Below are 26447 nucleotides of genomic sequence, written 5' to 3'. Positions count from 1 at the left end.
CGGGCGGGATCACCTCGGTGTGGGAGGTCTTCCACTCCTGACCGGTCTGACCCGGTCTGACCGGACCTCGATCGATCCGAGCCGAACCGGACCGGACCGGACCGGCTTGAGCCCGCCCGACCGGTCAGGCCGCCGGTCGGCGGTCGTCGCCGACCCGCTGGAAGGCCACCCGCTCCCGGCCGTCGGGGCTTTCGAGCGCCACGTAGTCGCCGCTGTCCTCCACGCGCGTGAGGGCGAGCAGCTTCTCGTAGAAGCCGGCGAGTTCGGCCGGGGCGGGGCAGTCGACGACGAGGGAGAACCGGTGTCCGATCACGGCGTCACCATGCCGGGACCGGGCGGGGGCCGTCAGCCTGTCCCGGTCCGGCGGCCGGGGTCGGGGCGAACGCGGGCCCGGCCGTGGGCCACGGGGACGTGAACCGGGGACGTGAACCGGGGCGCGGGCCGGGCGGCCGGCGGGGTCAGCGGCGCTCGGTGTGCAGCCGGAGCCGGCGGGTGCGGACCCGGCTCGCCGAGTGCAGCAGGGCGTGGATGCGGTAGCCGACCTGGTCCGGGTCGAGCAGCGGCTGCTCGAACGGGAGGCGGACGTCGTGGTGGGTCCGCAGGGTCTCCAGGCGCAGCACGATGCCGTACTGGTCCATGGCGAGCGGCCAGGCGCGGGTGACGCCGATCAGCAGCCGCGGGTCGACCAGGCCGGAGAGGGCGGCCACCTGGTCGTGGTGGTCGTCGGTCATGTGGGTGAGCAGGACCGCCTCGTAGGGGGCGAGCGGGTCGGGGGCGGTGCGGGCGAGGGCGTCCAGGTCGACGGGGGTGTGCGTCCCGCCGTTGCCGAGCAGGGCCTGGGTCGGGTCGAGCGGCATGCTGACGGTGCCGTCGGCCGCCTCGCGGGGGCGGCCGAGCCGGCCGGCGATCCGTACCTGGCAGCGGATCCGGTCGCGGACGGCGACCGGGGCGACGTCGGTCCATTCGAGCAGGACGGGCACGCCGTCCTCGTCGGCCTCGGCCGCCTCGCGGGTGAGCCGGCAGTCCCGGGGGGCCTGCAGGTACGGGACGGCGCCCCGGGCGGCGAACGCCGGCTCCGGGGCCGGGCCGAAGCCGCTCGCGCCGCCGAATCCGAGCAGGTGCGGGCCGATCAGGTCGTGGCGGCCGGCCCGGGTGGTCACGGTCAGGGAGGAGGCCGCCTGGAGCGCGCTTCGGACCCGCTCGGCGTCCGTGGGGGCCGGGATGCTGACGTCGGTGGGGCGCATGGCTGCCTTCCGCTTGACTTAGGTAAGCCTAACTTAACTCATGGACGGAGTGGGTGGCCAGGTCCGCGTCGCCTCCCGTTCCGCGTGCCTCCGCCCCCCTCCGCCCGCCGAACGCCCCTTCGCATACGCACCCCTCGCCGCCCCGGGCGCGCCCGCACGCCCGCTTCACACCGGCGGCACGCGGGCGGCACATCCACCTTGCCGACCACCGGTCGGCGCAACCGCCCCGGCGCATACAGTTGCGGAGGAAGTCAGAAGATCACCGACACCACTTCAGGCGCGGAGGCGACCCATGAGCTCCCACCCGGCCGCGAGACCCGGCCCGGGCTCCGACCAGCGTTCCGACCGGGCCCCCGGCCCGGGCGGGCAGCCCGTGGCCGACGGGGCATCAGGCCACCCCTCCGCGAAGGGGTCCGGCCGGGGAGCCCGGACGGGATCCGCCACGGGGTCCCGCCCGGCCCCGGACGCGGGGGAGGCCCTCGGGTCCGGGGCGGACGAGGACGGTCACGGCGGCCCCGGGCGGGACGGCCGCGAGCAGGACGGCCCGGAGCGCGAGGGCCGCGACCGGGCCGGCCGGGAGCAGGGCGGCCTCGACCTGGGCGGGCCCGACCCGGCGCCCGGGTCCGGCGCGGAGCAGCCCTGGAGCAGGCAGCGGCTGCGCAGCAACAACGAGTGGATGCTGCTGGAGCGGCTGCGGACCACCGGCGCCGCCTCCCGCGCCCAACTCGCCCGGGACACCGGCCTTTCCAAGCCCACCGTGTCGGCTGCGCTGGCGACCCTGGAGCAGGCCGGACTGGCCCGCGAGGCCGGGCTGCTGGCTCCCGGCCGGGGCCGGGTCGCCGTCCTGTACGAGCCGGACCCGACCGCGGGGTACGTGCTCGGCGTGGACATCGGCCGGGGCCGGCTGCGGGTCGCGGTGGCCGACCTGGCAGGGGAGATCACGGCGCGGCGGGACGTCCCGAACCTCGGCCGCAGTGCCGGCGCGGTGGCCGACGCGGTGATCGCGGAGTCCCGGGCCGCGATCGGGGAGGCCGGGATCGGACCGGGCGCCGTGGTGCACGCGGCCATCGGTACCCCGGGGGTCTGGGACGAGACGGAGCAGCGGGTCCGGTACGCGGCGCAGCTGCCGGGCTGGGGCCGCCGGGGCCTGTTCGACCGGATCAGGGCGGGGCTGGACACCACCATCAGCGTGCACAACGACGCCAACCTGGCGGCGCTGGGGGAGTACGCGCGCGGCGCGGGCGCCGGGAGCCGGCACTTCGTCTATCTGCTGCTAGGCACCGGCATCGGCATGGGTGTGGTCTCCGGCGGCAAGCTGCAGCGCGGCGCGCACGGGGCGGCCGGCGAGATCGGGTTCCTGCCGCTGCCGGGCGGCCGGCCGGCCGGGGCGGGTGCGGGCCGGGACGGGGACCAAGGGGGCGGGGACCAGCAGAGCACGGACCAGCAGACTACGGACCAGCAGGGCGGGGACCACGACCAGCGGCCCGGGATGCTGGAGTCGGCGGCCTCGGCGGAGTCCGTGGTCCGCAGCGCGAAGGAGTTCGGCGTGCGCGGGGCGAGCACCGCCAAACAGGTCTTCGACGCGGCCCGGGCCGGCGATCCGGCCGCGCTCGCCGCGGTGCAGCGGCAGGCGGAGCAACTCGCCTACGCCGTGGCCGTGGTGTCCTCGGTGATCGATCCCGACCTGGTGGTGCTCGGCGGGGGGATGGGCCAGAGCTCCGATCTGCTGCTGGACCGGGTCGAGGAGGCGCTGCACGCGCTCACCCCGTTGCGGCCGCGGCTGGCGCCGAGCCTGCTGGGGGACGAGGCGGTGCTGATCGGCGCGCTGTCCACAGCCCTGCGCACCGCCCGGCCGGAGGTCTTCGACCGCCGGTCGGCGGCGGTGGCCCGGGCCTGACCGCCGGGGCGGTGGCCCGCCGGCGGCCGCGGCCGGCGCGTCCCTGCACCGGCCGCGACTGCGGGCGGGCCACCCGGCGGCGGCGACCGGGGTCGGCCCCCGCCCGCCGTCGCCGTGGCCGGTCGGTGCTACTTGATGCCGGCGGCCGCGCAGGCGTCCGCGTACGGCGCGGCGCAGACCTCGGCCGCCGTGTAGAGCCCGCCGGCGATCACCGTGACGGCGACCTTGGCCTTGGTCACCACGATCGGGGTGAGGAGCATCGACGGCACGTGGGAGCCGCCGCTCTCGGTGATCGCGCTCGCGATGGAGGTGACGTCCAGACCCTTCAAGAGGTGGACGGCGATGGTCGCGGCCGCGTCGGTCTCCGGCTTGTACGGCTTGTAGATCGTGTAGGCCTGCTCGCCGGAGAGGACCCGGCGGACGGCGTCGAGCGAGGCGTCCTGGCCGCCGACCGGGACGTTCTTGAGGCCGGCGCCCTTGAGGGTCTCGATGACCGAGGCGGCCATCCCGTCGTTGGCGACGTAGACCGCGTCGATGTTGTCCTTGCCGACCTGGCGGATCGCGTCGGTCATCTTCTGGGCGGCCACCTCCGGCTTCCACTCGCCGGACTGCTCGTACGAGATCCGCTTGACCTTGCCGTCCAGCGACTTGTGCGCGCCGGTCTTGAAGCTGGCGGCGTTGGGGTCGGACTCGGCGCCGTTGATCATGACGATGTCGGCCTCGGCGGCCTTCGGGCCGAGCGCCTCCAGCAGTGCGTTGCCCTGGAGTTCACCGGTGCGGGCGTTGTCGAAGGAGACGTACGCGGCGACGTTGCCGGCGGCCAGGCGGTCGTACGCGATCACCTTGGCGCCCTTGGCCGCGGCGGCCTGGACCCAGGGCGCGGTGTTCTTGGCGTTGACCGGGTCGAGCAGGATGACCTTGATGCCCTTGGCCAGCAGCGCGTCGAACTGCTGCTTCTGGGTCTCCTCGTTGCCGTCCGCGTTGGCGTAGTCGATGGTGCACTTGGTGCAGAGGGACGCGACGGAGGCCTCGATCAGCGGCTTGTCGAAGGCTTCGTACCGGGTCGAGGAGGACTTCTCGGGCAGCAGCAGGCCGACGGTGGTGGCGCCGACGCCGCCCGAGCTCTTGCCCGCGTCGTCCTGACCGCAGGCGGTCAGGCCCAGGAGCGCGAGTGAGAGCGCGGCTGTGCCACTGATCGTGCGTCGCGTCACAACATTCATGCGGGGTGGTGCCTCCTGACTGCGCCGCATCGTTGCGGCCGAGCACGGAGTCAAACGCCCCTCGGTGCTTGTCGTCAATAACTAAACCGTTGACGCTGGACAAGTGCCTAATTCGTTACCTTCTTAAAAGATTGATGGTCACCGGTCAAACGGCGGGCGGGGGTCGCTGACAAGGGCTCAGCGGGCCGATTCTGTAGGGCACATGACATTGCCGACGGGCCCCGAATGCGCCGGAGGGCCGGGATTGCGGATAGGGATGATGCGTTAACATTTTGCCCCGGACCGCCGACCGTACCGGTCGACCCGTTTTCTGGGCGCGCCCGACGTTCAGCCCCTGTCGAGCCCCCGGAGGAGCCAGCCATGGCGAAGCAGCTGCGTGCCGAGCAGACGCGGACCACGATCGTCGAGGCCGCGGCGCAGATGTTCGACCGCCAGGGGTTCGGCTCCACCAGCCTCAGCGACATCGTCGCCCGGGGCGGGATCACCAAGGGCGCCCTCTACTTCCACTTCGCCTCCAAGGAGGCCCTGGCCCGGGCCGTGATCGCCCGCCAGCACCAGTTGTCGGCGAATGCCGCGGAAAGGCTCCTCGCCCGCGGTCTCCCCGGGCTCGAAACGGTGCTCCGGACGCCGTTCCTGCTGGCCGAGCAGGTGCTCACCGACCCGGTGGCCCGCGCCGGGGTCCGGCTCACCCTGGAGGGGGGAACCCTGCGGAATCCGGTCGACGGACCGTACGAGGAATGGACCGGCGTCCTCGCGGAGCAGCTGCGACGGGGCGTGCGGGAGCTGGACGTGCGCCCGGCCGTCGACCCGGACGCCTGCGCGCGCTTCGTGCTCAGCGCCTTCACCGGTGTGCAGACGGTGGCCCGGGTGCTGGAGTCGCCCGGCCACCTCCCCGCGCGGCTCCAGGAGATGTGGGAGGTGCTCATCCCCGGACTGGCGCTGCCCCGGCGCTGCGCCCACCACCGTGACCTGGCCGCCCGGCTCGCCGACCGGCTGGCGCGGAGCGCCGCGGTGGCGGGGGCGGCGCCCGCCCCGTCGGCCCTCCCGGTGCCCGCCCCGTCGGCCGTCGCCGTCGGCGGCCCGGTCTGAGCGGGGCGGGCCCGCACCGCTCGGACCGGGCACCGGCGCCGTACCTTCCGGCCGCGTACCGGCGCCGTACTGCGCAGGGAGTACGCCGGACCGCCCCGGCGGGGTGACGCGCGCCGCCGCCAGGCCGGTCTAGCCTTCCGGGCATGGCATCAGATCCTCAGGACGGCGGGCCCTGGCGCCCCCCGTGGGTGCGCGCCGCCAAGGCCGGCTGGCCGGTGGCCTCGGCGCTGGTGATCGCGGTGATCCAGGTGGCCGGCACCACGGCGGCCGCCCGCCATCAGGCCGGCAGCCGGGCCGGTCTGGACGCCTTCGGCTACCTGCTGCTCCTGCTCGGCCCGGCCCTGCTGGTGCTGCGCCGCCGCCGGCCGGTCGCGGTGGTGGCCGGCGTCTCGGCGGTGACCGTCGCGTACCTGGTCGCCGGCTACCCGTACGGGCCGGTGTTCGTCAGCCTGGTCGTCGCCGTCTGCGTGGCCGTGCAGACGGGCCACCGCCGGGCGGCCTGGACCGGCCTGGGCGTCTGCTACCTGGCGCACGCCCTGGTCACCTTCGTCCTGCCCGCCGACTGGTCGCGCGCGCCGGCGCCGCGGATCCTGTGGTGGCAGGAGGCCGGCGCGCTGGCCTGGGTGCTGCTGGTGGTCGCGGTCGCCGAGATCCTGCGCTTCCGGCGGGAGCGGATGGACGCCCGGCGGGCCTTCGAGGCGCAGGCCGAGCGCCGCCGGGCGGACGAGGAGCGGCTGCGGATGGCCCGCGAGCTGCACGACATCCTGGCGCACAGCATCTCGCTGATCCACCTGCAGGCCGGGGTCGCCCTGGAGCTGCTGGACACCCGGCCCGAACAGGCCCGGACGGCGCTGACCACGATCAAGAGCGCCAGCAAGGAGGCGCTCGGCGAGGTGCGCCAGGTGCTCGGCACGCTCCGCTCGCCGGACACCGCCGCCCCGCGCGGGCCGGCCCCCGGCCTGGCCAGGCTGGACGAGCTGGTCGAGCAGGCCGGCCGGGCCGGGCTGACGGTGACGGTGCGGGTCGCCGGCCGGCCCCGGCCGCTGGCCGCCGGGGCCGACCTGACGGCCTTCCGGATCGTCCAGGAGGCGCTGACCAACGTGATCCGGCATTCGGCCGCGCGCGCCGCCGACGTCCTGCTGGACTGGGAGAGTGCCGAGGCCCTCGCCGTCCAGGTGGAGGACCCGGGCCCGGCCGGACAGGCCTACCCGGGCGGCTCCGGCAGCGGACTGGTCGGGATGCGCGAGCGGGTGGCCGCGTTCGGCGGCACGCTGGAGGCGGGCCCGCGGCCGGGCGGCGGCTTCCGGGTCCGGGCGGTGCTGGTGACGACGAAGGGGGCGACGTGATCCGGGTCCTGCTGGCCGACGACCAGGTGCTGGTCAGGGCGGGTTTCCGGGCCCTGCTGGAGGCCCAGTCGGACCTGGAGGTGGTGGGGGAGGCCGGCGACGGCGAGGAGGCCGTCCGGCTCGCCCGCGAACTCATCCCCGACGTCGTCCTGATGGACGTCCGGATGCCGCGGCTGGACGGCCTGCAGGCCACCCGCCGGATCGCCGGCGAGCCGGAGCTGGCGGCCGTCCGGGTGGTCGTCCTGACCACCTTCGAACTGGACGAGTACGTCTTCGAGGCGCTGCGTGCCGGCGCCGCCGGGTTCCTGGTCAAGGACACCGAGCCGGCCGACCTGCTGCGTGCCGTCCGGGTCGCGGCCGCCGGCGACGCGCTGCTCTCGCCCGGTGTGACCCGTCGCCTGATCGGCGAGTTCGCCGCCCGCTCCAAGGCGCCCGACGGCTCCGGGCCGGACCTCTCGGTGCTCACCGACCGCGAGCGCGAGGTGCTGGCCCTGGTAGGCCTCGGCCTGTCCAACGAGGACATCGCGCGGCGCCTGGTGGTCAGCCCGCTCACCGCCAAGACCCACGTCAGCCGGGCGATGGTGAAGCTGGCCGCCCGCGACCGGGCCCAACTCGTCGTCCTGGCGTACGAGTCCGGGCTGGTCCGGCCCGGCTGGCTGGGCTGACCCGCTGGGGCCGACCGGCTGGGCCGCCGGGGCCGCCGGGCCCCACCCACCGACACGCCGCCCCGAGGTACCCGCCGGCCCGCCGGGTACTCCGCACGCAGTACCGGCGAAGCCGCTGCCCGTACGACGCGCCGCGACCCCCCTCGGCGGAATGCTCGAAGTGCCCCGGGAGCACTCCCGGGACGAGCCACCGCCGAGGAGATGAACCGTCATGGACACCCTGCTGGCCGGCGTGACGCCGGCCGCCACCGCCCTCGCCGACCACGGGTGGGACGGACCGGGCCCCTGGATCCTGCTGTTCCCGCTGTTCTGGATCGCGGTGGTGCTCCTCGTCGTCCTCGTCCTGCGCCGCACCTTCCGGGGCCGGGGCTGGGCCGGCCGGCCGGACGCCCCGCTGGCCGTGCTGGGCCGCCGCTACGCCGAGGGCGCCATCGACGCCGAGGAGTACCGGGCCCGCCGCGCCGTCCTCACCGAGGACCCGCGCGAGCGCCGGGGCGGTGCCGAATGAGTGCCACCGAACCCCGGGCGACCACCCTCGACCTCGTCCCGGACGTCGCCGCCCGGGTCGCCGACGCCGTGAAGGTCTACGGCGTCGGCGCCACCGAGGTCCGCGCCCTGGACCACGTCACCGTCGACTTCCCCGCCGCCCGCTTCACCGCCGTCATGGGGCCGTCGGGCTCCGGCAAGTCCACCCTGATGCACTGCGCCGCGGGCCTGGACACCCTCAGCGCCGGCAGCGCCTGGATCGGCGGCACCGAACTCGGCGCCCTGAACGACCGCCGGCTGACCCTGCTGCGCCGCGAGCGGATCGGCTTCGTCTTCCAGGCGTTCAACCTCGTCCCGACCCTGACCGTCCGGGAGAACATCACCCTCCCGCTGGACCTGGCCGGCGCCGCCCCCGACCAGGCCTGGCTGGACTCCCTGATCGACGTGATCGGGCTCGGCGACCGGCTGCATCACCGCCCGAGCGAACTCTCCGGCGGCCAGCAGCAACGGGTCGCGGTCGCCCGGGCGCTGGCCGGGCGGCCCCAGGTGGTGTTCGCGGACGAGCCCACCGGCAACCTCGACTCCCGCACCGGCGGCGAGGTGCTCGGCCTGCTCCGGCGGGCCGTCGACGAGATGGGCCAGTGCGTCGTCATGGTCACCCACGACCCGACCGCCGCCGGCCACGCCGACCAGGCCCTGTTCCTGGCCGACGGCCGACTGGTCGACCGGATGGACGCGCCCACCGCCGACCGGGTGCTCGACCGGATGAAGGCCTTCGAGAAGGGACAGTCATGAGCCCGGCCGCCACCGCCCTGCGGATCAGCCTGCGCTCGCTGCGCGCCCACCGCCGGCGCCTCGCCGGGACCTTCCTGTCGATCCTGCTCGGCGTCAGCTTCCTGGCCGGGACGATGGTGCTCGGCGACACCCTGCGGGCCAACTTCGACACCCTGTTCGCCGACGCCAACGCCGGGACCGACGCCGTGGTGCGCAGCGCCGACGTCCTGGACTCCCCGGGCACCCCCGGCGGGGTCAGGGCCCCGGTCGAGGCCGAGCTGGCGGCCCGGCTGCGCACCGTCCCGGGGGTGGCCGCCGCCGAGGCGTCCGTCCAGGGCGCGGGGCAGCTGGTCGGCAGCGACGGCAAACCGGTCGGTGGCCAGGGGCCGCCCACACTCGCCGGCAACTGGCTGGCCGACCCGGAGCTCAACCCGTACCGGCTCGCCGAGGGCCGGGCACCGGCCGCGCCCGGCGAGGCGGTGGTCAACCGGGGGGCCGCACGGAGCGGCGGCCTGCACCTGGGTGACACCACGGTGCTGCGCACCCCCGACCCGCTGCGGATCACCATCGTCGGCATCGCCACCTTCGGCGACAGCGCCGACGGGATGGGCCCCAGCACCTTCACCGCGCTGACCACGGCGCAGGCCACGGCCCGGCTCACCCCGAAGGGCGCCGGGCAGGCCTCGGCCGTGCAGGTCCGCGCCACGGCCGGCACCTCGCAGGCCGAACTGGTCCGGGCGATCACCCCGTACCTGCCCGCGGGCGTGCAGGCGGTGACCGGCGCGGCCGCCACCGCGGAGAGCACCGCGCAGGTCTCCGGCCGGTTCCTGACCATGTTCACCACCCTGCTGCTGGTCTTCGCCGGCATCGCCCTGCTGGTCGCCACCTTCACCATCCACAACACCTTCGCCATCGTGGTCGCCCAGCGGACCAGGGAGAACGCCCTGCTCAGAGCGCTCGGGGCGGCCCGCGGCCAGGTGCTGGGGGCGACCCTGGCGGAGGCGCTGGCGGTCGGCCTGCTGGCCTCGCTGGCCGGCCTGCTCGGCGGCATCGGGGTGGCGACCGGCCTGAAGGCGCTGTTCGCCGCCCTCGGGTTCTCGCTGCCGACCGGCGGCATGGTGATCGGCGCCGCCGCCGTCCTGCTGCCGTTGCTGGTCGGCACGGTGGTGGCGGTCGGCTCCGCGCTGCTGCCCGCCGTCCGGGCCGGGCGGACGGCGCCGCTCGCCGCCCTGCGGGAGACCGCCGTGGACCGGGCGGCCGACGGCCGGGCCGGCCGGGCCCGGACGGCGCTCGGCGGGCTGCTGCTGGTGGCCGGGGTCCCGCTGGCCGTGACCGGCGCCACCGGCGGCCCGTCCGTCGCGCTGACCACCGCCGGGGCGCTGGCGGTGCTGGCCGGGGTGGTGGTGCTGGGTCCGGTCGCGGCCGCCTTCGCCGTCCGGACGCTGGGCGCCCCGCTGACCCGGCTGCGCGGGGTGCCGGGCACGCTGGCCAGGCGCAACGCCGCCCGCAACCCCCGGCGGACCGCCGCGACGGCGACCGCGCTGATGATCGGCGTCGCGGTGGTGACCCTCTTCACCGTCTTCGGGGCCTCGATCAGGGCCACCCTCGACCGGACGGTCGCCGACTCCTTCGCCGGGGACCTCGCCGTCACCGCGCCCTCCTTCGGCGCCGGCGGCAGCGGCCTCAGCCCCGGACTGGCGGACGCCCTGGCCGGTCTGCCCGAGGTGCGGCAGAGCGTCGGACTCGGCCGGGGCGTCGCCCGGGTCGAGGGCCACGGCCGCACCCTGGACGTCACCGACCCGGCGCGGCTGGCCGGCATCGTCGACCTCGGCCGGGTGGAGGGCTCGCTGGGCTCGCTCGGCACCGACGGCCTCGCGGTCTCCCGGGCCGAGGCGGACCGGCGGGGCTGGCGGCTCGGCGGCAGCGTCGCGGTCGGCTTCACCGACGGGACGAGCGGCCCGTTCACCGTCCGGGCCCTGTACGACTCCGCCGGGCTCGCCGGCGACTACCTGGTCACCCGCGAGGCCTGGGCGCCGCACCGGGGGCAGGACAGCGACACCATGGTCGCCGTCGCCCTCCGCCCGGGCGTCCCGCTCGCCCAGGGCCGGGCCGCCGTGGAGCGGGCCGCCGCGCCGTTCGGCAACCCGCGGGTGCAGGACCGCGACCAGTACGCGGCGGGGGCGGCGTCCGGCGTCGACATGATGCTGTCGGTCGTCTACGCGCTGCTCGCCCTGGCCGTGCTGATCGCCCTGCTGGGCATCGCCAACACGCTGACCCTGGCGATCCACGAGCGGACCAGGGAGCTCGGCCTGCTGCGCGCGGTCGGCCAGACCCGCGGCCAGCTGCGTGGCATGGTCCGCTGGGAGTCGGTGCTGGTCGCCGCCTTCGGCACGGTCGGCGGTCTCGGGCTCGGCGCCTTCCTGGGCTGGGCGCTGGTGAAGGCCTCGGACGGTGCCGGGACGGGCTCCTTCGCGATCCCGCCGCTCCAGCTGGCCGTGGTGCTGGTCGCCGGTCTGCTGGCGGGCGCGGTCGCCGGCCTGCGCCCGGCCGGGCGGGCGGCCCGGCTCGACGTGCTGCGGGCCGTCGCCGCCGACTGACCGTTCGGGGCCGCCCCGTCCGGCACCGTCCGGGACCATGCCCGGCGGGGGCCACCAGGTCCGCGGACCTGGTGGCCCCCGCCGCGGTCAGCCCTGCGGGAAGTGGTGCACGTACGCCACCGGGCGGCCCGCGGCGTCGCGGCCGACCCGCCCGGTCCCCGGGTCGGCCGCGACGCCGGTCCGCTCCAGCAGGACGCCGACGGCCACGCCGCCGGCGTCCGGGTGCGCCACCGCGTGCCAGCCGTGGGCGAAGGCGCCCGGGTCGCGCCCCGAGGGGTTCTCCTCGGGCCGGGTGCCGCCCGCCGACCCGTCGGCGCCGGTGGCGTCGCGTGCCGCCCGGCGGGCCGCCAGCACCGGCCGGGCGTGCTCCACCAGCCGCCCGACCGCCTGCGCCGTCCCGGCCGACAGGGTGGCGGGGCGGCCGCCGAAGCAGAGCAGTCCGCTGCCGTTCGGGCCGCTCCAGGTCTCCTTGTCCCAGCTGACCGGTGGGGTGGTCGCCAGGGCCACCGCCAGCATCCGGACCCGGGCGTGCTGCCCGGCCTGCGGGGCGTCGGCCAGCGGCTCGACGGCGACGGCGACGGGGTAGCGCCCGGGCGGCAGCGCGGTGTCGCCGGCCCACCCGTCCGGTCCGGGGTCGGTGACGGCCAGGACGCCGGTGGGCAGCACCAGGTCGCCGATCTCCTGGATCTGATGGGGGGTGCCGGGGCGCGGGCCGGGGGCGAGGCTCGGCGCGTAGGAGGCGAACAGCGCGGGGAAGTCCACCTGCTCGGCCCGCACCCGGCCGAAGGCGGCTCCCGTGCCCGGGAGTCGGGCGTCGTCGCCGACCGGCCGGCCGGTCCCGGGGCCGCCCGTGCCGGCGACGGGGACGACGGGCGCCCGGCGCCCCCGGTACGCGCCGAGCGGCGCGCCGTCGCGATGGGTGTGCCCGACGAAGGTGTCCCAGCCGGCGTCGAACAGCACGGCGGTCGCGCGGCCCTCGGTGTCGGTCCATGCCAGCTCGACCGGCAGCGGTGCGACGCCCGCGTCCAGCCGGAGGTCGAGCCCCGGCCGGCCGTCGGCGAGGCGGTGGAAGACGGCGTGACAGCCCGGGGTCGGTCCGGTCGGCAGACCGGTGGGGGAGGCGGCGTCGCCCTCGTAGCTGAACCGCCGGCCGTCGGCCGCCACCCAGTGGCCCTGGAAGCGGTGCATCCGGGCGCCGAAGCCGACGGCCGCGCGGCCGCCCTCGGCGTCCAGCCAGGACAGGGTGCGCAACTGCGGTGCGGTGCCGTCGTCCAGGGCGAGCCACAGGGCGCCGGGCCGCGGTTCGCCGGTGTCGTCGAGCGGGGTGCGCAGGGTGCTGAAGACGCGCAGGCGGGTCCGGACCGGGACGAACCTGTCGCGGTCCGGGTCGGCCAGCCGGGCCCGCTCGGCGCGGCCGGGGTGGGTGGCCGGGTCGATCAGGATCCGGCTGATCCGCAGGGCCCGGGCGGCGGCCGGGGCGGGGCCCACGGTGAGCAGGTTGCGGCCGGGCCGGAGCAGGGCGGCCGGGACCGCGGCGGTGGCGGTCCGCCCGCCGAACGGCGGCGGGCCGTCGTGCCGCCGGCCCGAGGGGGCGGCGCCCGCCGGCTCCGGGCCGGGCGGCCGGGTGCGGCCGGGGCGGGTCTCCACCGGCTCGCCGTTGACGGAGAGTACGGGGGCGCCGTCGGACGCCAGGGTGACGGTCAGTTCGGCCGGGTGCTCGGGCAGTCCGAAGCCGAGCTCCAGCGTGCTGCCGGGCGGGACCGCGTGGTAGCCCTCGGCCGATGCCGGACCGGGGCCGGATCGGATGCCGATGTTGTTGGAAATGAAGGGAGTTGAAGCAAAGTCGGCGAAGGTTGGCTCCATGCGGGGAGCGTAGTCGCCACCCGTGCCGGTCGGGCAGGGGCCTCGCTCGGTCGCGCGGGCCGGGCGGCGTTCGGGCGGCGGCCCTTTCGGCTTCCGGGGCGGTCGTCCGAGCCGGGTGCGGGCCGTCGTCGCCCGGGGCCGCCGTCGTTCTGATGGTCGGTCAGCCGAGGTGCCAGAGCTGGCCGTGGCCGGCCAGGGTGGCTGCGGCCAGCACCGCGAGGTCGGCGACCCCGAGGGTGAGGCCGAGCAGGGCGCGGCCGCGCCGGGTGGTGCCGCGGACCAGGGCGAGGACGGCCAGCACGATCGCGAGCGGGCCGAGTGCGATGTTGAAGAGCAGCAGGCCCGGCAGGCCGAGCAGGAAGGAGGCGACGGCCAGGTTGTCGGCGTCGGCGGCCCTGCGGTCGGTGCCGGTGCGGTCGGTGCGGTCGGCGGTGCTGCGGTCGGCGGTGCTGCGACGGGCGGTCAGGGTGCTGTTCACGGGGTTCCTCCGATGGTCGGCCCGGCGGGCCGATGGCCGGTGGGCCGGTGCGGGGTGGGCCGATGGTCGATGGCCGGTGGGCCGTGGCCGGGTGGCCGGATGCGCGGGGTCGGCAGGTCAGCGGGCCCTGCGCCGGGCGAGGCCCTCGCGGGCGCCGAAGGCCAGCAGCCAGAGGGCGATGACGGCCGAGGCGGCGAGGAAGACGGGCATCGAGGTGTGCACGGCGGCGCCGGCGAGCAGTCCCATGGCGACCAGGAGGGCGAGCAGGAACATGGTGTGGGCCTTTCTCGGGTCGGTCGGCGGACGGGAGCAAGTCGGCGAACACTTGGGATGACAACTGTTCGCTGACATCATCACTCTACGCTGGCGAATCTCGGCAAACAGTTGTTTACTGAATGATGTGAGTCACACCGTGGGGGTCAGACAGGCCCAGAAGCAGCAGAGCCGCCGCGCGCTGATGGACGCGGGCCTGCGCCTGCTGGAGGACCAGAACCTCACCGGCCTCGGCGTCCGCGAGGTCACCCGGGCCGCCGGCATGTCACCCGCCGGCTTCTACCGGCACTTCCGGGACATGGCCGACCTCGGCGTGGCCCTGGTGGAGGAGTCGCTCGCCAGCCTGCACGTACTGGTCCGCTCGGTGCTGGAGGGACGCGGCGGCGCCGAGGAGCTGATCGACCGTACGGTCGAGATCATCGAGCTGCACGTCCGGGAGCACCCCGCCCATGTCCGCTTCCTGGCGCGCGAGCGGCACGGGGGCGCGCGCCAGGTCCGGGAGGCGATCGCGGCCGAACTGGACCGCTTCGCCGAGGAGGTCGGCGCCGCGCTCGCGCTGCAGTCGGCCTCCGCGGGCTGGGGGGAGGTCGAGCTGCGGATGCTGGCGGAGCTCTACGTCGGCCATGTGGTGTCGACCGCGGCGGCCTTCCTGGAGGCCCCGGCCGACGACCCGGGAGCGGCCCGGCGGGTGGCCGCCACCGCCCGGATGCAGTTGCGCCTGGTCAGCCTCGGGCGCCGGCACTGGAAGGATTCCTGACGATCCGTCGGTGTCGCGCGGCGGCTTCCGCTCGTAGGTGAGGGTGTCTTGACATCTCGTCATGCACGCGCCAATTTTGGTGCACCCCCACATACGAGAGGCCCTCCCATGAAGAAGCCGCTCATAGGCGTGCTCACCGCGCTCCTGCTGGCCGGGGCCACCGCCCTCGCCGCCCCCGCCGCCGCTGCCGCCGCCCCCTCCGGTGCGCAGGGCCGGGCCATCTCCGCCGACCGGGTCGACCTCGCCGGTCCGCCGGCTCAGGCGCAGCCCGCCGTCGCCGTGAGCTTCGCCGGGACGGTCGCGCTCAGCAACTGCTCCGGCTCCCTGGTCCGGATGCCGAACTCCGCCGCCGGCGACCCGGCACTGGTCCTCTCCAACGGGCACTGCCTGGAGAACGGGATGCCCGGCCCCGGCGAGGTCGTCGTCGGCCAGGCCTCCAGCCGCACCTTCTCGCTGCTGAACTCCACCGGCGGCAAGCTCGGCACGCTGCGCGCCAGCAGGGTCGTCTACGGCACCATGACCGACACCGACGTGTCGCTCTACCAGCTCAACACCACCTACGCCGCGATCCAGTCGCGGTACGGCATCGCACCGCTGACCATCGCCGCGACCCACCCCGCCCAGGGTGCGTCGATCAAGGTCGTCTCCGGGTACTGGAAGAAGATCTACTCCTGCTCGGTCGACGGCTTCGCCTACCGCCTCAAGGAGGGGGAGTGGACCTTCAAGGACTCCGTCCGCTACACCTCCAGCTGCAACACCATCGGCGGCACCTCCGGCTCGCCGGTGGTCAGCACCGCCACCGGTGAGGTGGTCGCCGTGAACAACACCGGCAACGAGGACGGCGAGTCGTGCACCGTCAACAACCCCTGCGAGGTCGACCAGAACGGTAAGGTGACGGTTCGTCAGGGCATCAACTACGCCCAGCAGACGTACGGGATCCCGGCCTGCTTCGCCGCCGGGAACCGCCTCGACCTGACCCGCGCCGGCTGCACCCTGCCGCGCCCCTGAGACCGACCGACAGCCGGTGGGCCGCCCGCAGCCAGCGGGTGGCCCACTCGGCCGTGAGCACCACCGGCCGGACGGCCCACCGGGCCCCGTCCGGCCGGCACCGCACCGCCACCCGCCGACACAACGGAGAGTCGATGCGCACCACGCTCAAGAGGCTGCTGGTAGCGGCAGTACTGATCCCCCTGCTCGCCCTCGGGTCCGCCGCGCCGGCGCTGGCCCGCGGCGAGGGCGCCGGCCCCGTCGCGGCCGCCACGGACATCAAGGACCGCCTGGCGGCGATCCCCGGGGTGACCGTCACCGAGGAGAAGCCCACCACCACCGGGCACCGGTACTTCCTGCTGACGTACACCCAGCCGGTCGACCACCGCCGGCCCTGGCTGGGCACCTTCCAGCAGCGGTTCAGCGTGCTCCACCGGGGCGAGGACCGCCCGACCGTCTTCTACACCAACGGCTACACCCTGGGCACCACCCCCTCGCGCACTGAACCCACCCGGCTGCTCGACGGCAACCAGGTCTCCGTCGAGTACCGCTACTTCACGCCCTCCCGGCCGCAGCCCGCCGACTGGTCCAAGGCCGGCATCGAGCAGGCCGCCGGCGACGCCCACCGGCTGATCACCGCCCTCAAGCGGATCTACGACCACGAGTGGATCTCCACCGGGGCCAGCAAGGGCGGCATGTCCTCCGTCTACCACCGGCGGTTCTACCCGGACGACGTGGACGGCACCGTGGCCTACGTCGCCCCGAACGACGTCGACGACCGCGAGGACTCCGCCTACAGCGCCTTCTTCGACCAGGTCGGCACCCCCGCCTGCCGGGCCGCGCTGGACGCCGCCCAGCGCGAACTCCTCGTCCGCCGGGCCACGCTGGAGCCCCGCTACGCCGCCGACAACGCGGCGGTGGGTAACACCTTCGGCACCATCGGCGACGCCGACCGCGCCTACGAGGTCGGCGTCCTCGACGTGGTCTGGGCGTTCTGGCAGTACAGCACCGAGGCGGACTGCGCGAACGTGCCGGCCGCCGGCGCCACCGACGACCAGCTGTACGCCTGGCTCGACACCCACTCCGGCGTCACCTCCAACAGCGACCAGTCGCTCGCCGGGTACACCGCGTACTACTACCAGGCCGGCACCGAGCTGGGCTCCCCGAACTTCGACGTGTCGCACCTCAAGGGCCTGCTGCACTACGACACCAAGGAGCTCTACTCGCCGCGCAGCTACGTGCCGCGCTCGATCCCGATGCGCTTCGACCCGTCCGCCATGCGGGACATCGACCGCTGGGTGCGGCACGACGCCGAGCGGATCATCTTCGTCTACGGCCAGAACGACCCGTGGGGCGCCGAGCGCTTCACCCTCGGCCGCGGCAGCGAGGACAGCTACGTCTACACCGCCCCCGGTGCCAACCACGGTGCCAAGATCGCGGCGCTGACGCCCGCCGAGTCGGCCGCCGCCACCGCCAAGCTGCTCGACTGGGCGGGCCTGGGCAGTGCCGAGGCCGGCCGCCCCGCGGCCCTCGCCCAGAGCGCGCCCTTCACCGACCTCGACCGGGCCGGGCTGCTGGAGGAGCACCACCGGCTGTAGCGGGCCGCCCGGTCACCCGTGCTCCGGCACGGGTGACCGGGCGGGCAGGGCGCCGCCGCCGGCCTGCGCGGCGTGCCTCGACGACGGGCTGGAGGAGTACCGGCGCGGTCACCCGTTCCGGCCGGCCGCGGGCCCGGGAGCCGAAGGCCGGACGAGCCGCTCCCGGTGCTCCGAGGAGGCTTCGCGCGCCCCCTGGTCGAAGCACTGAATGAGTGCTTCAATGCTTCCCATGCCCTACCGACGCACTCCCGCCGTACAGGCCCGCCTGGACGCCCAGCGCGAGGCGGTCCTGCAGGCCGCCGTCGGCCTGCTCGCCGAGCGCGGTTACGGCGGCTGCTCGATGGCCGCCGTCGCCGACCGGGCCGGGATCGCCACCGGCAGCCTCTACCAGCACTTCGCCAACAAGGCCGAGCTGTCGGTGGAGCTGTTCCGCCGGGTGGTCAGCCGGGAGATCGCCGCCGTCACCGAGGCCGTCGCCCGCCACGACACCCCGCCGGACAAGGTCGCCGCCGTCGTCGAGACCTTCGCCGCCCGCGCGCTGAAGGCGCCGCGCCTCGCCTACGCGCTGCTGGTCGAACCCGCCGACGCCGTGGTCGACACCGAGCGGCTGGTGTTCCGGCGCGCCTTCCGTGACGTGATAGCGGCCCAGATCGCGGCGGCCGTCGCCGCCGGCCGGCTGCCCGCCCAGGACCCGGAGCTCACCGCCGCCGCGCTGGTCGGCGCGGTCGGCGAGGCGCTGGCCGGGCCGCTCGCCGCCGGCTCCGCCCCGGACGAGGTCATCCCCGGCCTGGTCTCCTTCACCCTGCGTGCCCTGGGAGGACACGATGCCACCGACGCATGACGTCACCAACCAGGTACCGCTGCCCTACGGCCACGACGCCGCCGACGACCCGGGCCTGATCGAGGCCCTGCGCCGGGCCGGCGCAGGCTGGGCCGAACCAGAACTGCACCGGCTCGGCGTGCTGGCCGGCTCCGAGCAGGCCGGCGAGTGGGGCCGGCTGGCCAACGAGCACCCGCCGGTACTGCGCACCCACGACCGCTTCGGCAACCGGATCGACGAGGTCGAGTTCCACCCGCACTGGCACGACCTGATGCGGACCGCCGTCGGTCACGGCCTGCACGCCGCGCCCTGGCGCGACAACCGCCCCGGCGCGCACACCGCCCGGGCCGCCAAGTTCTACGTCTGGAGCCAGGTCGAGGCGGGCCACACCTGCCCGATCTCCATGACCTACGCGGCCGTCCCGGCCCTGCGGGCCACCCCCGCGCTCGCCGAGTGGCTCGAACCGCTGCTCGCGGCCCCCGAGTACGACTTCGGGCTGCGCGAGCCGCACACCAAGCGCGGCCTGATCGCCGGCATGTCGATGACCGAGAAGCAGGGCGGCTCCGACGTCCGCGCCAACACCACCACCGCCGTCCCGCAGCCCGACGGCAGCTACCGGCTGACCGGGCACAAGTGGTTCACCTCGGCGCCGATGTCCGACCTGTTCCTGACCCTCGCCCAGGCCCCCGGCGGGCTCAGCTGCTTCATGCTGCCCCGGGTGCTGCCCGACGGCGGGCGCAACCGGATCCAGCTCCAGCGGCTCAAGGACAAGCTGGGCAACAAGTCCAACGCCTCCGCCGAGATCGAGTACGACGGCGCGGTCGGCCTGCTGGTCGGCGAGGAGGGGCGCGGGGTGCGGACCATCATCGAGATGGTCAACATGACCCGGCTGGACTGCACCCTCGGCGCCGCCGCCGGCATCCGCCTGGGCACCACCCGCGCCCTGCACCACGCCACCCACCGGCGGGCGTTCGGCGCCGCGCTGGTCGACCAGCCGCTGATGCGCAACGTGCTCGCGGACCTGGCGGTGGAGTCCGAGGCGGCCACCGCCGTCGCCATGCGGCTGGCCGCCGCGACCGACGCGGCGCTGGCCGGCAACGAGAGCGAGGTGCTGGTCCGCCGGCTCGGCCTGGCCGTCGCCAAGTACTGGGTCTGCAAGCGCGGTCCGGCGCACGCCGCCGAGGCCCTCGAATGCCTGGGCGGCAACGGCTACGTGGAGGAGTCCGGGATGCCCCGGCTCTACCGGGAGGCGCCGCTGGTCTCGATCTGGGAGGGCTCGGGCAACGTCGCGGCGCTGGACGCGCTGCGCGCGATGGCCAAGCGCCCCGAGAGCGTCGAGGCCTTCCTCGGGGAACTCGACCTGGCCGCCGGGGCGGACCGCCGCCTGGACACCGCCGTCGCCGACCTGCGCAAGCAGCTCGCCGACCCGACCGACCTGGAGTACCGCACCCGCCGGCTGGTCGAGTCGATGGCGCTGGCCTTCCAGGGCTCGCTGCTGGTCCGGTACGGCAGCCCGGCGGTCGCCGACGCGTTCTGCGCCTCCCGGCTCGCCGGCGACCACGGCGGCGCCTTCGGCACCATGCCGGCGGGCCTGGACACCGCCGCGATCCTGGCCCGGGCGGCCACCCCGGTCCTCCCGTGAGCGCCGCCGAGGTCCGGGCCTTCTGGCAGGGCCTCGGCCTGCCCGGGCTGGTCGACGTGCACACCCACTTCATGCCGAAGAACGTCCTGGACAAGGTGTGGGCGTACTTCGACGCGGCCGGCCCGCTGCTGGGCCGGCCCTGGCCGATCACCTACCGCGAGGAGGAGGCCCGGCGGGTCGAGCTGTTGCGGGAGTTCGGCGTCCGGGCGTTCACCGCGATGCTCTACCCGCACAAGCCCGGCATGGCGGCCTGGCTGAACGCCTGGGCGGCCGGCTTCGCCGCCCGCACCCCGGACTGCCTGCACACCGCCACCTTCTACCCCGAGCCCGGGGCGGCCGGGTACGTGGCGCGGGCGCTCGCGGACGGTGCCCGGGTCTTCAAGGCGCACCTCCAGGTCGGCGGGTACGACCCCGCCGACCCGCTGCTGGACGAGGTCTGGGGGCTGCTCGCCGAGAACGGCACCCCGGTGGTCACCCACTGCGGCTCGGGCCCGGCCCCCGGCAAGCACACCGGCCCGGGGCCGATCGGGGCGGTGCTCGCCCGGCATCCCCGACTGCCCCTGGTGGTGGCGCACATGGGCCTGCCCGAGTACGGGGACTTCCTCGACCTCGCCGAGCGGTACCCGCAGGTCCGGCTGGACACCACGATGGCGTTCACCGCCTTCACGGAGCGGGACAGTCCCTTCCCGCCCGCCGAACTCCCGCGCCTGCGGGCCCTCCAGGGCCGGATCCTGCTCGGTACGGACTTCCCCAACATCCCGTACCCGTACGCCGAGGCGCTGGACGCGCTGGCCGGGCTCGGGCTGGGGGAGGAGTGGCTGCGGGCGGTCTGCCACGACAACGCGGCGGAACTCTTCGACCTCGACGCCGGCAAGGACATCTGACGGTCAGTCGATCCGGGCGAGCACCTTCAGGGCGTCCCCGTGCAGGCTCGGCGCGGCCGCCAGGAAACCGTCGGCGGCCGGTGTCCAGGGCGCGCCGAGGGCGTCCGTCACCACCGCGCCGGCCTCGGCCGCGATCAGCGCGCCCGGCAGCAGATTGCCGGCGTCCGGCCCGTACTCCCAGAACAGCCCGAGGTGGCCGGAGGCGACCTGGGCCACCTGCAGGGCGGTCGGGCCGAGGTTCCGTACGGCCAGCACCCGGGCCAGCACGGCCGGCAGCGCGGCGCCCGCCCGGCGCAGCGCCACCGGGTCCTGTGCGGCCAGCGGCGGGTGTCCGAACCCGGAGACGGCCACCGCGAGTTCGCGGTCGACCGGCGTGGCCCGCCGGCCGTCCAGCACCGTCCCGGCGCCGAGCACCGCCGCGTAGGTGGAGCCGCCCAGCTGCGGCGCGTGCACCACCGCGAGCACCGCCCGGCCGTCCCGGACCAGGGTCGCCGTCACCGCCCAGTGCGGCAGCCCCAGCAGGTACTGGACGGCGCCGTCCGTCGGGTCGCACATCCACCACTCGCCCTCGGGCGGCACGGCGGCCGCCGGTGCGTCGTCCAGCCGGCCGGCCCCGGGGCGCAACCGGCCGAGCCGCAGCCGCAGTTCCTCGCCGGCCGGGCCGTCCAGTTCGGCGAAGTGCGCCATCGCCTCCGGCAGCGTCCGGGCCGGCGAGGGTGCGGCCGGGCGGGCGGCCGCCAACCGGGCGCCCACCGCCCGGACGGCGTCCACGACCTCGGGGAGCAACTGCTGGATCTCGTTCATGCCGGCCTCCGTCCGTGCGCCGGGAGCGTCCCGGCCGCAGGACAAGTCGTATCGTTCGAGCAGCCGGACCGGACCTCAGGACGGCGCAACCGGCGGAGAATGGACAGCATGGACACCTCGACAGCGGATCCGGCCACCGTGCTGGACACCCTGGACCGCCGGCTGGTCTCGGCCCTGCAGGTCGACGGCCGGGCCGAGAGCGGCCGGCTCGCCGAGGTGCTCGGCGTCTCGGCGCGGACGGTCACCCGGAGGCTGGCCCGGATGCGGCAGGCCGGCCTGCTGAAGGTCGTCCGGATGCCCGACGCCGAGTTCGGGGCGGTCGGCGCACTGCTGCTGAGGGTCCGGGTGCTGCGCGGCAAGGTCGACACCGTCGCGCACGCCCTGGCCGCCCGGCCGGACGTCCCGTTCGTCGACGTGATGCTCGGCGGCAGCGAGATCGGTGCCGTCGTGCTGGCCGACGACGGCACCCGCGACCGGCTGCTGCACGGCCAACTGCCCGCCACCGGCTCCGTGCTGGAGAGCACCGCGCACGTGGTGCTGCACGCCTTCGCCGACGCCGGCCAGTGGCAGGCCGGCTACCTGGACGCCGCCGAGGCCGCCGCCCTCAGGCCGCCGCCGCCCAGCACCCCGCCGCCGGCCACCGACGCCCTGGACCAGCGCCTGCTCGCCCGGCTGGGCGAGGACGCCCGGCTCCCGCACGCCGCCCTGGCGGCGGCCGTCGGAGCCCCCGAGTCCACCGTCCGGCGCCGGCTGCACCGCCTCGCGGCCGGCGGCCTGCTGCGCACCCACGCCACCGTCGACCCCCGCCTGCTGGGCATGGCGGTGGACGCCAACCTCTGGATCGACGTGCCGCCCGGCCGGCTCGCCGAGGTGGGCGAGGCGCTGGCCGCGCACCCGCAGGTGCACGGGGTGTTCGCCACCAGCGGCCCGTGCAACCTGCTGGCCACCGTCTTCTGCCCGGACCACGGCGGCCTCTACCGCTTCACCACCGGCACGCTGGGCCCGCTGGGCGTCACCCGCGCCGAGACCGCCGTCGTCGGGCGGGCCGTCAAGCGCGCCGGCGTGCTGCTGTCAGCGCCGGGCGGCCGCCCCCGACCCGCCTGAGCGCGGGGAGGGCACGGTCACCAGCAGCGGCGCCGGGGCGGGCGCGGCCAGCACCGCCGGCGCGAGCAGCTCCTCCAGCTCGGCGACCAGCGGGGAGTCGGTGCCGGCCAGTGCCCGCAGCGCCTCCTGCCAGTGCGCGACGGCCTCGGCCCGGCGCCCCCGGGCGTCCAGGATCAACCCCCGGACGTGCTGGGCGAGGCCCTGTGCGTAGGTGTCGCCGCGCTCGGCGGCCTGGCCCAGCAGCGCCTGGCACTCCCGGTCGGCCTCCTCGTCCCGGCGCAGGCCGTGCAGCGAGCGGACCAGTCCGAGCCGGGCCTGCGACTCGTGGTGCCAGTCGTCGTTGCCGGTCAGCAGCCGCATGCAGGTCTCGAAGTGCGGCAGGGCCTGGTCGGGTTCGCCGAGGGTCAGGTGGGCGTAGCCGATGTTGGTGCGCGCCGCCTGCCGGATGATGGAGTCGCCGATCCGCTCGCCCGACTCCAGGCTCAGCCGGTGGAAGTGGATCGCCAGCCGGGGATCGTCCTTCTCCCGGAGGTTGCCCAGGGTGCTCAGCACGATCGCCTCGTCCCGCTCCACGCCGCGGCGGCGGGCGATCAGCAGGCACTCCTCCAGGACGACGGTGGCCTCGGCCGCCCGGCCGAGGTCCCGGAGCAGCAGCCCCCGGTTGCCGAGCGCCGGCTGCACCCGGTCGTCGTCACCGAGCGCCCGCCAGACCTCGATCGCCTGGTCGTTCAGGGCCAGCGCGGCCTCGAACTGGCCGGCCATGTAGTGCGCGGCGGCGAGGTCGCTGAAGGCCTGCCCCTGCGCCGAGGGGTCGGCGGCGGCCCGCGCGGTGGTCAGCGCGATCTCGCTGAGCACCCGCAGGGCCTCGACCCGGCCGCGGCGCTGCAGGTACGGCGAGAGCGAGCGGGCCAGCGCCAGCACCACCTCCCGGTGGGCCGGCACGTCGGCGAAGTTCATCGCCAGCGCGGCCATGTTCGTCAGCTCCCGGTCGCACCAGGCGAAGGCCGCGGCGGAGTCGGCGAACGGCTGCGCCGTGCCGACCGGCTCGGGCAGCCGGCGGTCGCGCTCCGCGCCGGCCGGCAGGATCGCCAGCACCGACTCCCGGGCGGCCGCCGCGTACCAGCGCAGGGCACGGGCGGCGGCGGCCTCGCGGGCCGGCAGCGGGTCCAGGCGGCCGGCCAGTTCGCGGGCGAAGTCGCGGACCAGGTCGTGCGGCGCGTAGCTGCCGAAGTCGGTCTCCTCCAGCAGGGCGACGTCCACCAGCCGCTCCAGCGCGGCGGCCGCGCGCGGCTCCTCGTCGTCCATCAGCCGGGCGAGCAGCGGCGCGCCGTACTCGGCGAGGTCCAGGGCGCCGATCCGGCGCAGTGCGAGGGCCGCGTCGCGGTCGTCCTCGCGCTCCGAGGTGAGCAGTGCGTCGTGGGCCACGGCGAGCGAGCGGCGCACGCTGAGGTCGTCGTACTCCAACTGGTCGAGCCGGCGCTCCTCGTCGGTGAGCAGTTCCACCAGCGCCTCGGCGGTCAGCGCCCGCCGCACGGCCAGGCGGGCCGCCACGACCCGGAGGGCGAGCGGTAGTTGGCCGCAGAGCTCGACCAGCCGCCGGACCGCCGGGCAGTCGTCCGACGGCTCGCGCCCGGAGGCGCTGGTGATCAGGGCGGTGCTCTCGTCGGCGGTCAGCGGGGCGAGCGGGATGTGGGTGGCGCCGTCCAGGGCGGCCAGCGGGGGCCGGCTGGTGACCAGCACGGCGCAGCCCGGGCCGGCCGGCAGCAGCGGGCGGACCTGGGCGGCCGAGGCGGCGTCGTCGAGCACGATCAGGGTGCGGGTGGCGTCCAAGGTCGAGCGCAGCAGGGCGGCCGCGGTGTCGGCGTCGCCGGGGATCAGCCGGGGCTCGACGCCCAGCCCGCGCAGCAGCACGCCGAGGGCCTGCACCGGTTCGAGCGGTGCCACGCCCTGGGTGGCGCCGTGCAGGTTGAGGAAGAGCTGCCCGTCGGGGAAGTGCTCGCGCAGGGCCCGGGAGACCTGCAGGGCCAGCCCGGTCTTGCCGACCCCGGCCATGCCGCTGACGACCGCCACCGCGGGCTGTCCGTCCTCGCCGGTGAGGGCCGCGTGCACGGCCCGGATCTGCTCGGAGCGGCCGACGAAGTGCGCGGGCGGTACCGGGAGCTGGGCGGGCCGGGGGCGGGCGGCGGCCGGCGCCGGCTGTTCCGCCGGGCCCGGCTGGGTGGTGAGGATCTCCTGGTAGGCCTCGCGGACGGCGCGGCCCGGTTCGACCCCCAGCTCGTCGATCAGGGCCCGGCGCAGGGCGTGGAAGGCGGCGATGGCGTCGGCCTGCCGGTTGGTCCGGTGCAGCGCGAGCATCAACTGCCGGTGGAAGGCCTCCCGATAGGGGTGCTCACGGGTCAGCGAGCCGAGTTCGGCGGTCAGGAACTCGTGCTGTCCGAGCTGCAGGGCCGCGTCGTAGCGCCACTCCAGCACCTGGAGGTGCTGGTCCGTCAGCCGGTCGACCAGCGGGTGCTCGGCGAAGGCCGGTACGTCCGCGAGCGGCCGCCCGCGCCAGAGTTCGAGGGCCGCGGCGCTCTCCCGCTCCACGCCGTTCCAGTCCTGGCGCTGGTGGGCGGTGCGGGCGGCGGCCAGCCGGGCCGCGAACAGCTCGGTGTCCAGCTCGCCGGGTTCGACGTGCAGCAGGAAGCCCTGGGGCACGGCTCGCAGGCGCGAGTCGCCGTCGGTGGCGAGCGCGCGGCGCAGCCGGGCCACGTGGTTGTGCAGCGAGGCGGTCGCGGTGGCGGGCGGGTGCTCGCCCCAGAGGGCTTCCTTGAGGGTGTCGATCGGGACCTGCCGGCCGGGGCGCAGCAGCAGGGCGGTCAGCAGCGTCCTGCTCTTGAGGGCGCCGACCGGGCGCCCGGTACCTGCATCGCTGTGCACGGTCAGCGGACCGAGCAGACCAAAACGCATGTCACAAGTCTCCCGTGATGGACCTGGCCGCCCCCATCGACTCTGCGCCGTCGGTCCTGTTGGTGACATGTTAGTGGTCCGTTGGCGGGACCCCGCAGGATCGGTGGCTGATGACCCGTCCTGCGCGGGGCGGTCCGGCCACGGGGGTGTCGGACGGCTCCGCCGGCGACGCGGGGACGGAACAGTCGCCGCGCGGTCCGTTCGTGGACCTCGCCCGTCCGTCCGTGGATCTCGCGGCTCGGTTCGAGGATCTCGACGCTCCGCTCGGGGTGGCCCGGGCCGGGCGGCCGCGCCGACCGGCCGATCCGTGGATCCGGCCGTCAGGCGCCGGTGGTGGAGCCGGGGCGGATCACCATCAGGACGACCACCACGGCCCAGAGCAGGTTGAAGACGCCGGCCGTCATCGGCAGCAGCCGCAGGCCCTGGACGGCCTTGGCGTGCTCGGGGGCCTGCGGGTCGGCGAGTTCCAGCGCGTCCACGGCGGCCTGCTGGGCGGGCAGGACGAAGAGCAGCAGCGAGAGCGCCGCCAGCGCGGTCAGCACCATCGAGACGATCAGCCAGGACTGGCCCAGCACGTCCATCACCTGGGCGGTGCCGATGCCCAGCACGGGGACCGCGAGGCCCAGCCCCGCGTAGACCTGGGTGATCCGGTGCAGCAGCCGCACGGAGCCGGTCTCCGGGGCCCGGTCGGGGCCGCCGGCGAGCGCGGCCCGGGCCCGGGCGGGGAACATGCTGACCGCCACCGCGACCGGACCGATGAACAGCACCGACACGAGGACGTGCAGGCTGAGGAGGAACTTGGCCATGGCGGGCGGCCCTTTCGCGCTCGGGTGGGACGGTGCGGCGGGGCGTCCACCGGAGCGAAGCCCCGAGCACGCTAACACCGGCCCTCGGGGGCTCCGCCGGCCGGGGTCGCCGGACCGTCTCCGGGGGCTCCGGGCCGCCGCGGGGCCCGCGGGCGCCGCGCTCC

Annotated in this window: 23 protein-coding genes; 14 read left to right on the top strand and 9 right to left on the bottom strand. The window is 75.8% G+C overall.

Annotated features, from left to right (window positions below; genetic code table 11):
- Window positions 1-124 precede the first annotated feature (124 nt).
- Together J2S46_RS13090 and J2S46_RS13085 are read right to left on the bottom strand one after the other, a co-directional pair.
- Window positions 125-313, bottom strand: a complete 189-nt coding sequence (locus J2S46_RS13090) for a VOC family protein (protein ID WP_191289130.1) — start codon at window positions 311-313, stop codon at window positions 125-127.
- A gap of 145 nt (window positions 314-458) precedes the next feature.
- A complete protein-coding gene (locus tag J2S46_RS13085; protein WP_191289129.1) occupies window positions 459-1244 on the bottom strand; it encodes a DUF2470 domain-containing protein in 786 nt (261 codons plus the stop codon).
- A 292-nt stretch (window positions 1245-1536) separates the two neighbouring features.
- Between J2S46_RS13085 and J2S46_RS13080 the strand changes: the two genes are divergently transcribed.
- Window positions 1537-3141: an ROK family transcriptional regulator gene (locus tag J2S46_RS13080; protein ID WP_442358319.1), complete on the top strand. Its 1605-nt coding sequence runs from the start codon at window positions 1537-1539 to the stop codon at window positions 3139-3141.
- A gap of 128 nt (window positions 3142-3269) precedes the next feature.
- On the opposite strand, the gene J2S46_RS13075 is transcribed toward J2S46_RS13080, so the two are convergent.
- Window positions 3270-4361, bottom strand: a complete 1092-nt coding sequence (locus J2S46_RS13075; RefSeq protein ID WP_191289128.1) for a sugar ABC transporter substrate-binding protein — start codon at window positions 4359-4361, stop codon at window positions 3270-3272.
- A 360-nt stretch (window positions 4362-4721) separates the two neighbouring features.
- Between J2S46_RS13075 and J2S46_RS13070 the strand changes: the two genes are divergently transcribed.
- From J2S46_RS13070 to J2S46_RS13045, 6 genes are all read left to right on the top strand, one after another.
- Window positions 4722-5450 carry a ScbR family autoregulator-binding transcription factor gene (locus tag J2S46_RS13070; protein ID WP_191289127.1) on the top strand — a complete coding sequence of 243 codons (729 nt, stop codon included), beginning with the start codon at window positions 4722-4724 and terminating at the stop codon, window positions 5448-5450.
- Window positions 5451-5593: 143 nt separating this feature from the next.
- Window positions 5594-6796, top strand: a complete 1203-nt coding sequence (locus tag J2S46_RS13065) for a sensor histidine kinase (protein WP_191289126.1) — start codon at window positions 5594-5596, stop codon at window positions 6794-6796.
- Complete coding sequence (locus J2S46_RS13060; RefSeq protein ID WP_191289125.1) at window positions 6793-7461, top strand: response regulator; 669 nt, start codon at window positions 6793-6795, stop codon at window positions 7459-7461. Before J2S46_RS13065 ends, J2S46_RS13060 begins: the two co-directional genes overlap by 4 nt.
- Before the next feature lie 211 nt (window positions 7462-7672).
- A complete protein-coding gene (locus J2S46_RS13055) occupies window positions 7673-7969 on the top strand; it encodes an SHOCT domain-containing protein (protein ID WP_191289124.1) in 297 nt (98 codons plus the stop codon).
- Window positions 7966-8742 carry an ABC transporter ATP-binding protein gene (locus J2S46_RS13050; RefSeq protein ID WP_191289123.1) on the top strand — a complete coding sequence of 259 codons (777 nt, stop codon included), beginning with the start codon at window positions 7966-7968 and terminating at the stop codon, window positions 8740-8742. Before J2S46_RS13055 ends, J2S46_RS13050 begins: the two co-directional genes overlap by 4 nt.
- On the top strand, window positions 8739-11318 hold the full coding sequence (locus tag J2S46_RS13045; RefSeq protein ID WP_191289122.1) for an ABC transporter permease: 2580 nt from the start codon (window positions 8739-8741) through the stop codon (window positions 11316-11318). Before J2S46_RS13050 ends, J2S46_RS13045 begins: the two co-directional genes overlap by 4 nt.
- Before the next feature lie 87 nt (window positions 11319-11405).
- Here J2S46_RS13045 and J2S46_RS13040 read toward each other — a convergent pair whose 3' ends face one another.
- The 3 genes from J2S46_RS13040 to J2S46_RS13030 form a co-directional block, all read right to left on the bottom strand.
- Window positions 11406-13181 carry a hypothetical protein gene (locus tag J2S46_RS13040; RefSeq protein WP_191289121.1) on the bottom strand — a complete coding sequence of 592 codons (1776 nt, stop codon included), beginning with the start codon at window positions 13179-13181 and terminating at the stop codon, window positions 11406-11408.
- Window positions 13182-13341: 160 nt separating this feature from the next.
- Complete coding sequence (locus J2S46_RS13035) at window positions 13342-13659, bottom strand: hypothetical protein (protein WP_229912473.1); 318 nt, start codon at window positions 13657-13659, stop codon at window positions 13342-13344.
- A gap of 117 nt (window positions 13660-13776) precedes the next feature.
- A complete protein-coding gene (locus tag J2S46_RS13030; RefSeq protein ID WP_191289120.1) occupies window positions 13777-13932 on the bottom strand; it encodes a hypothetical protein in 156 nt (51 codons plus the stop codon).
- A 127-nt stretch (window positions 13933-14059) separates the two neighbouring features.
- On the opposite strand from J2S46_RS13030, the gene J2S46_RS13025 reads away from it, so the two are divergent.
- From J2S46_RS13025 to J2S46_RS13000, 6 genes are all read left to right on the top strand, one after another.
- The gene (locus J2S46_RS13025) at window positions 14060-14689 is read left to right on the top strand and encodes a TetR family transcriptional regulator (RefSeq protein ID WP_191289119.1); all 630 of its coding nucleotides are present in this window, start codon (window positions 14060-14062) and stop codon (window positions 14687-14689) included.
- A gap of 108 nt (window positions 14690-14797) precedes the next feature.
- Window positions 14798-15697, top strand: coding sequence for a trypsin-like serine peptidase (locus tag J2S46_RS13020; RefSeq protein ID WP_191289118.1), 900 nt, complete (start codon window positions 14798-14800; stop codon window positions 15695-15697).
- 134 nt (window positions 15698-15831) lie between these two features.
- Window positions 15832-17274, top strand: a complete 1443-nt coding sequence (locus J2S46_RS13015) for a S28 family serine protease (RefSeq protein WP_191289117.1) — start codon at window positions 15832-15834, stop codon at window positions 17272-17274.
- A 229-nt stretch (window positions 17275-17503) separates the two neighbouring features.
- Window positions 17504-18115 carry a TetR/AcrR family transcriptional regulator gene (locus J2S46_RS13010; protein WP_191289116.1) on the top strand — a complete coding sequence of 204 codons (612 nt, stop codon included), beginning with the start codon at window positions 17504-17506 and terminating at the stop codon, window positions 18113-18115.
- The gene (locus tag J2S46_RS13005; RefSeq protein WP_191289115.1) at window positions 18099-19736 is read left to right on the top strand and encodes an acyl-CoA dehydrogenase family protein; all 1638 of its coding nucleotides are present in this window, start codon (window positions 18099-18101) and stop codon (window positions 19734-19736) included. The genes J2S46_RS13010 and J2S46_RS13005 overlap by 17 nt, the downstream gene beginning before the upstream one ends.
- A complete protein-coding gene (locus J2S46_RS13000) occupies window positions 19733-20620 on the top strand; it encodes an amidohydrolase family protein (protein ID WP_229912471.1) in 888 nt (295 codons plus the stop codon). Before J2S46_RS13005 ends, J2S46_RS13000 begins: the two co-directional genes overlap by 4 nt.
- A 3-nt stretch (window positions 20621-20623) precedes the next feature.
- Here the strand turns inward: J2S46_RS13000 and J2S46_RS12995 are convergent, their stop codons facing one another.
- The gene (locus J2S46_RS12995) at window positions 20624-21424 is read right to left on the bottom strand and encodes an inositol monophosphatase family protein (RefSeq protein ID WP_191289114.1); all 801 of its coding nucleotides are present in this window, start codon (window positions 21422-21424) and stop codon (window positions 20624-20626) included.
- A 108-nt stretch (window positions 21425-21532) separates the two neighbouring features.
- Here J2S46_RS12995 and J2S46_RS12990 point away from each other — a divergent pair, with 108 nt between their 5' ends.
- Window positions 21533-22528 carry an Lrp/AsnC family transcriptional regulator gene (locus J2S46_RS12990; protein WP_191289113.1) on the top strand — a complete coding sequence of 332 codons (996 nt, stop codon included), beginning with the start codon at window positions 21533-21535 and terminating at the stop codon, window positions 22526-22528.
- On the opposite strand, the gene J2S46_RS12985 is transcribed toward J2S46_RS12990, so the two are convergent.
- Complete coding sequence (locus tag J2S46_RS12985) at window positions 22496-25477, bottom strand: AfsR/SARP family transcriptional regulator (RefSeq protein WP_191289112.1); 2982 nt, start codon at window positions 25475-25477, stop codon at window positions 22496-22498. The two genes, J2S46_RS12990 and J2S46_RS12985, sit on opposite strands and share 33 nt — an antisense overlap.
- Window positions 25478-25797: 320 nt before the next feature.
- Complete coding sequence (locus J2S46_RS12980) at window positions 25798-26283, bottom strand: DUF2269 family protein (RefSeq protein ID WP_191289111.1); 486 nt, start codon at window positions 26281-26283, stop codon at window positions 25798-25800.
- Between the last annotated feature and the right edge of the window lie 164 nt (window positions 26284-26447).

The sequence above is a fragment of the Kitasatospora herbaricolor genome (assembly GCF_030813695.1).
Taxonomy (GTDB): Bacteria; Actinomycetota; Actinomycetes; order Streptomycetales; family Streptomycetaceae; genus Kitasatospora; species Kitasatospora herbaricolor.
This window is presented reverse-complemented; position numbering and strand designations above follow the sequence as displayed.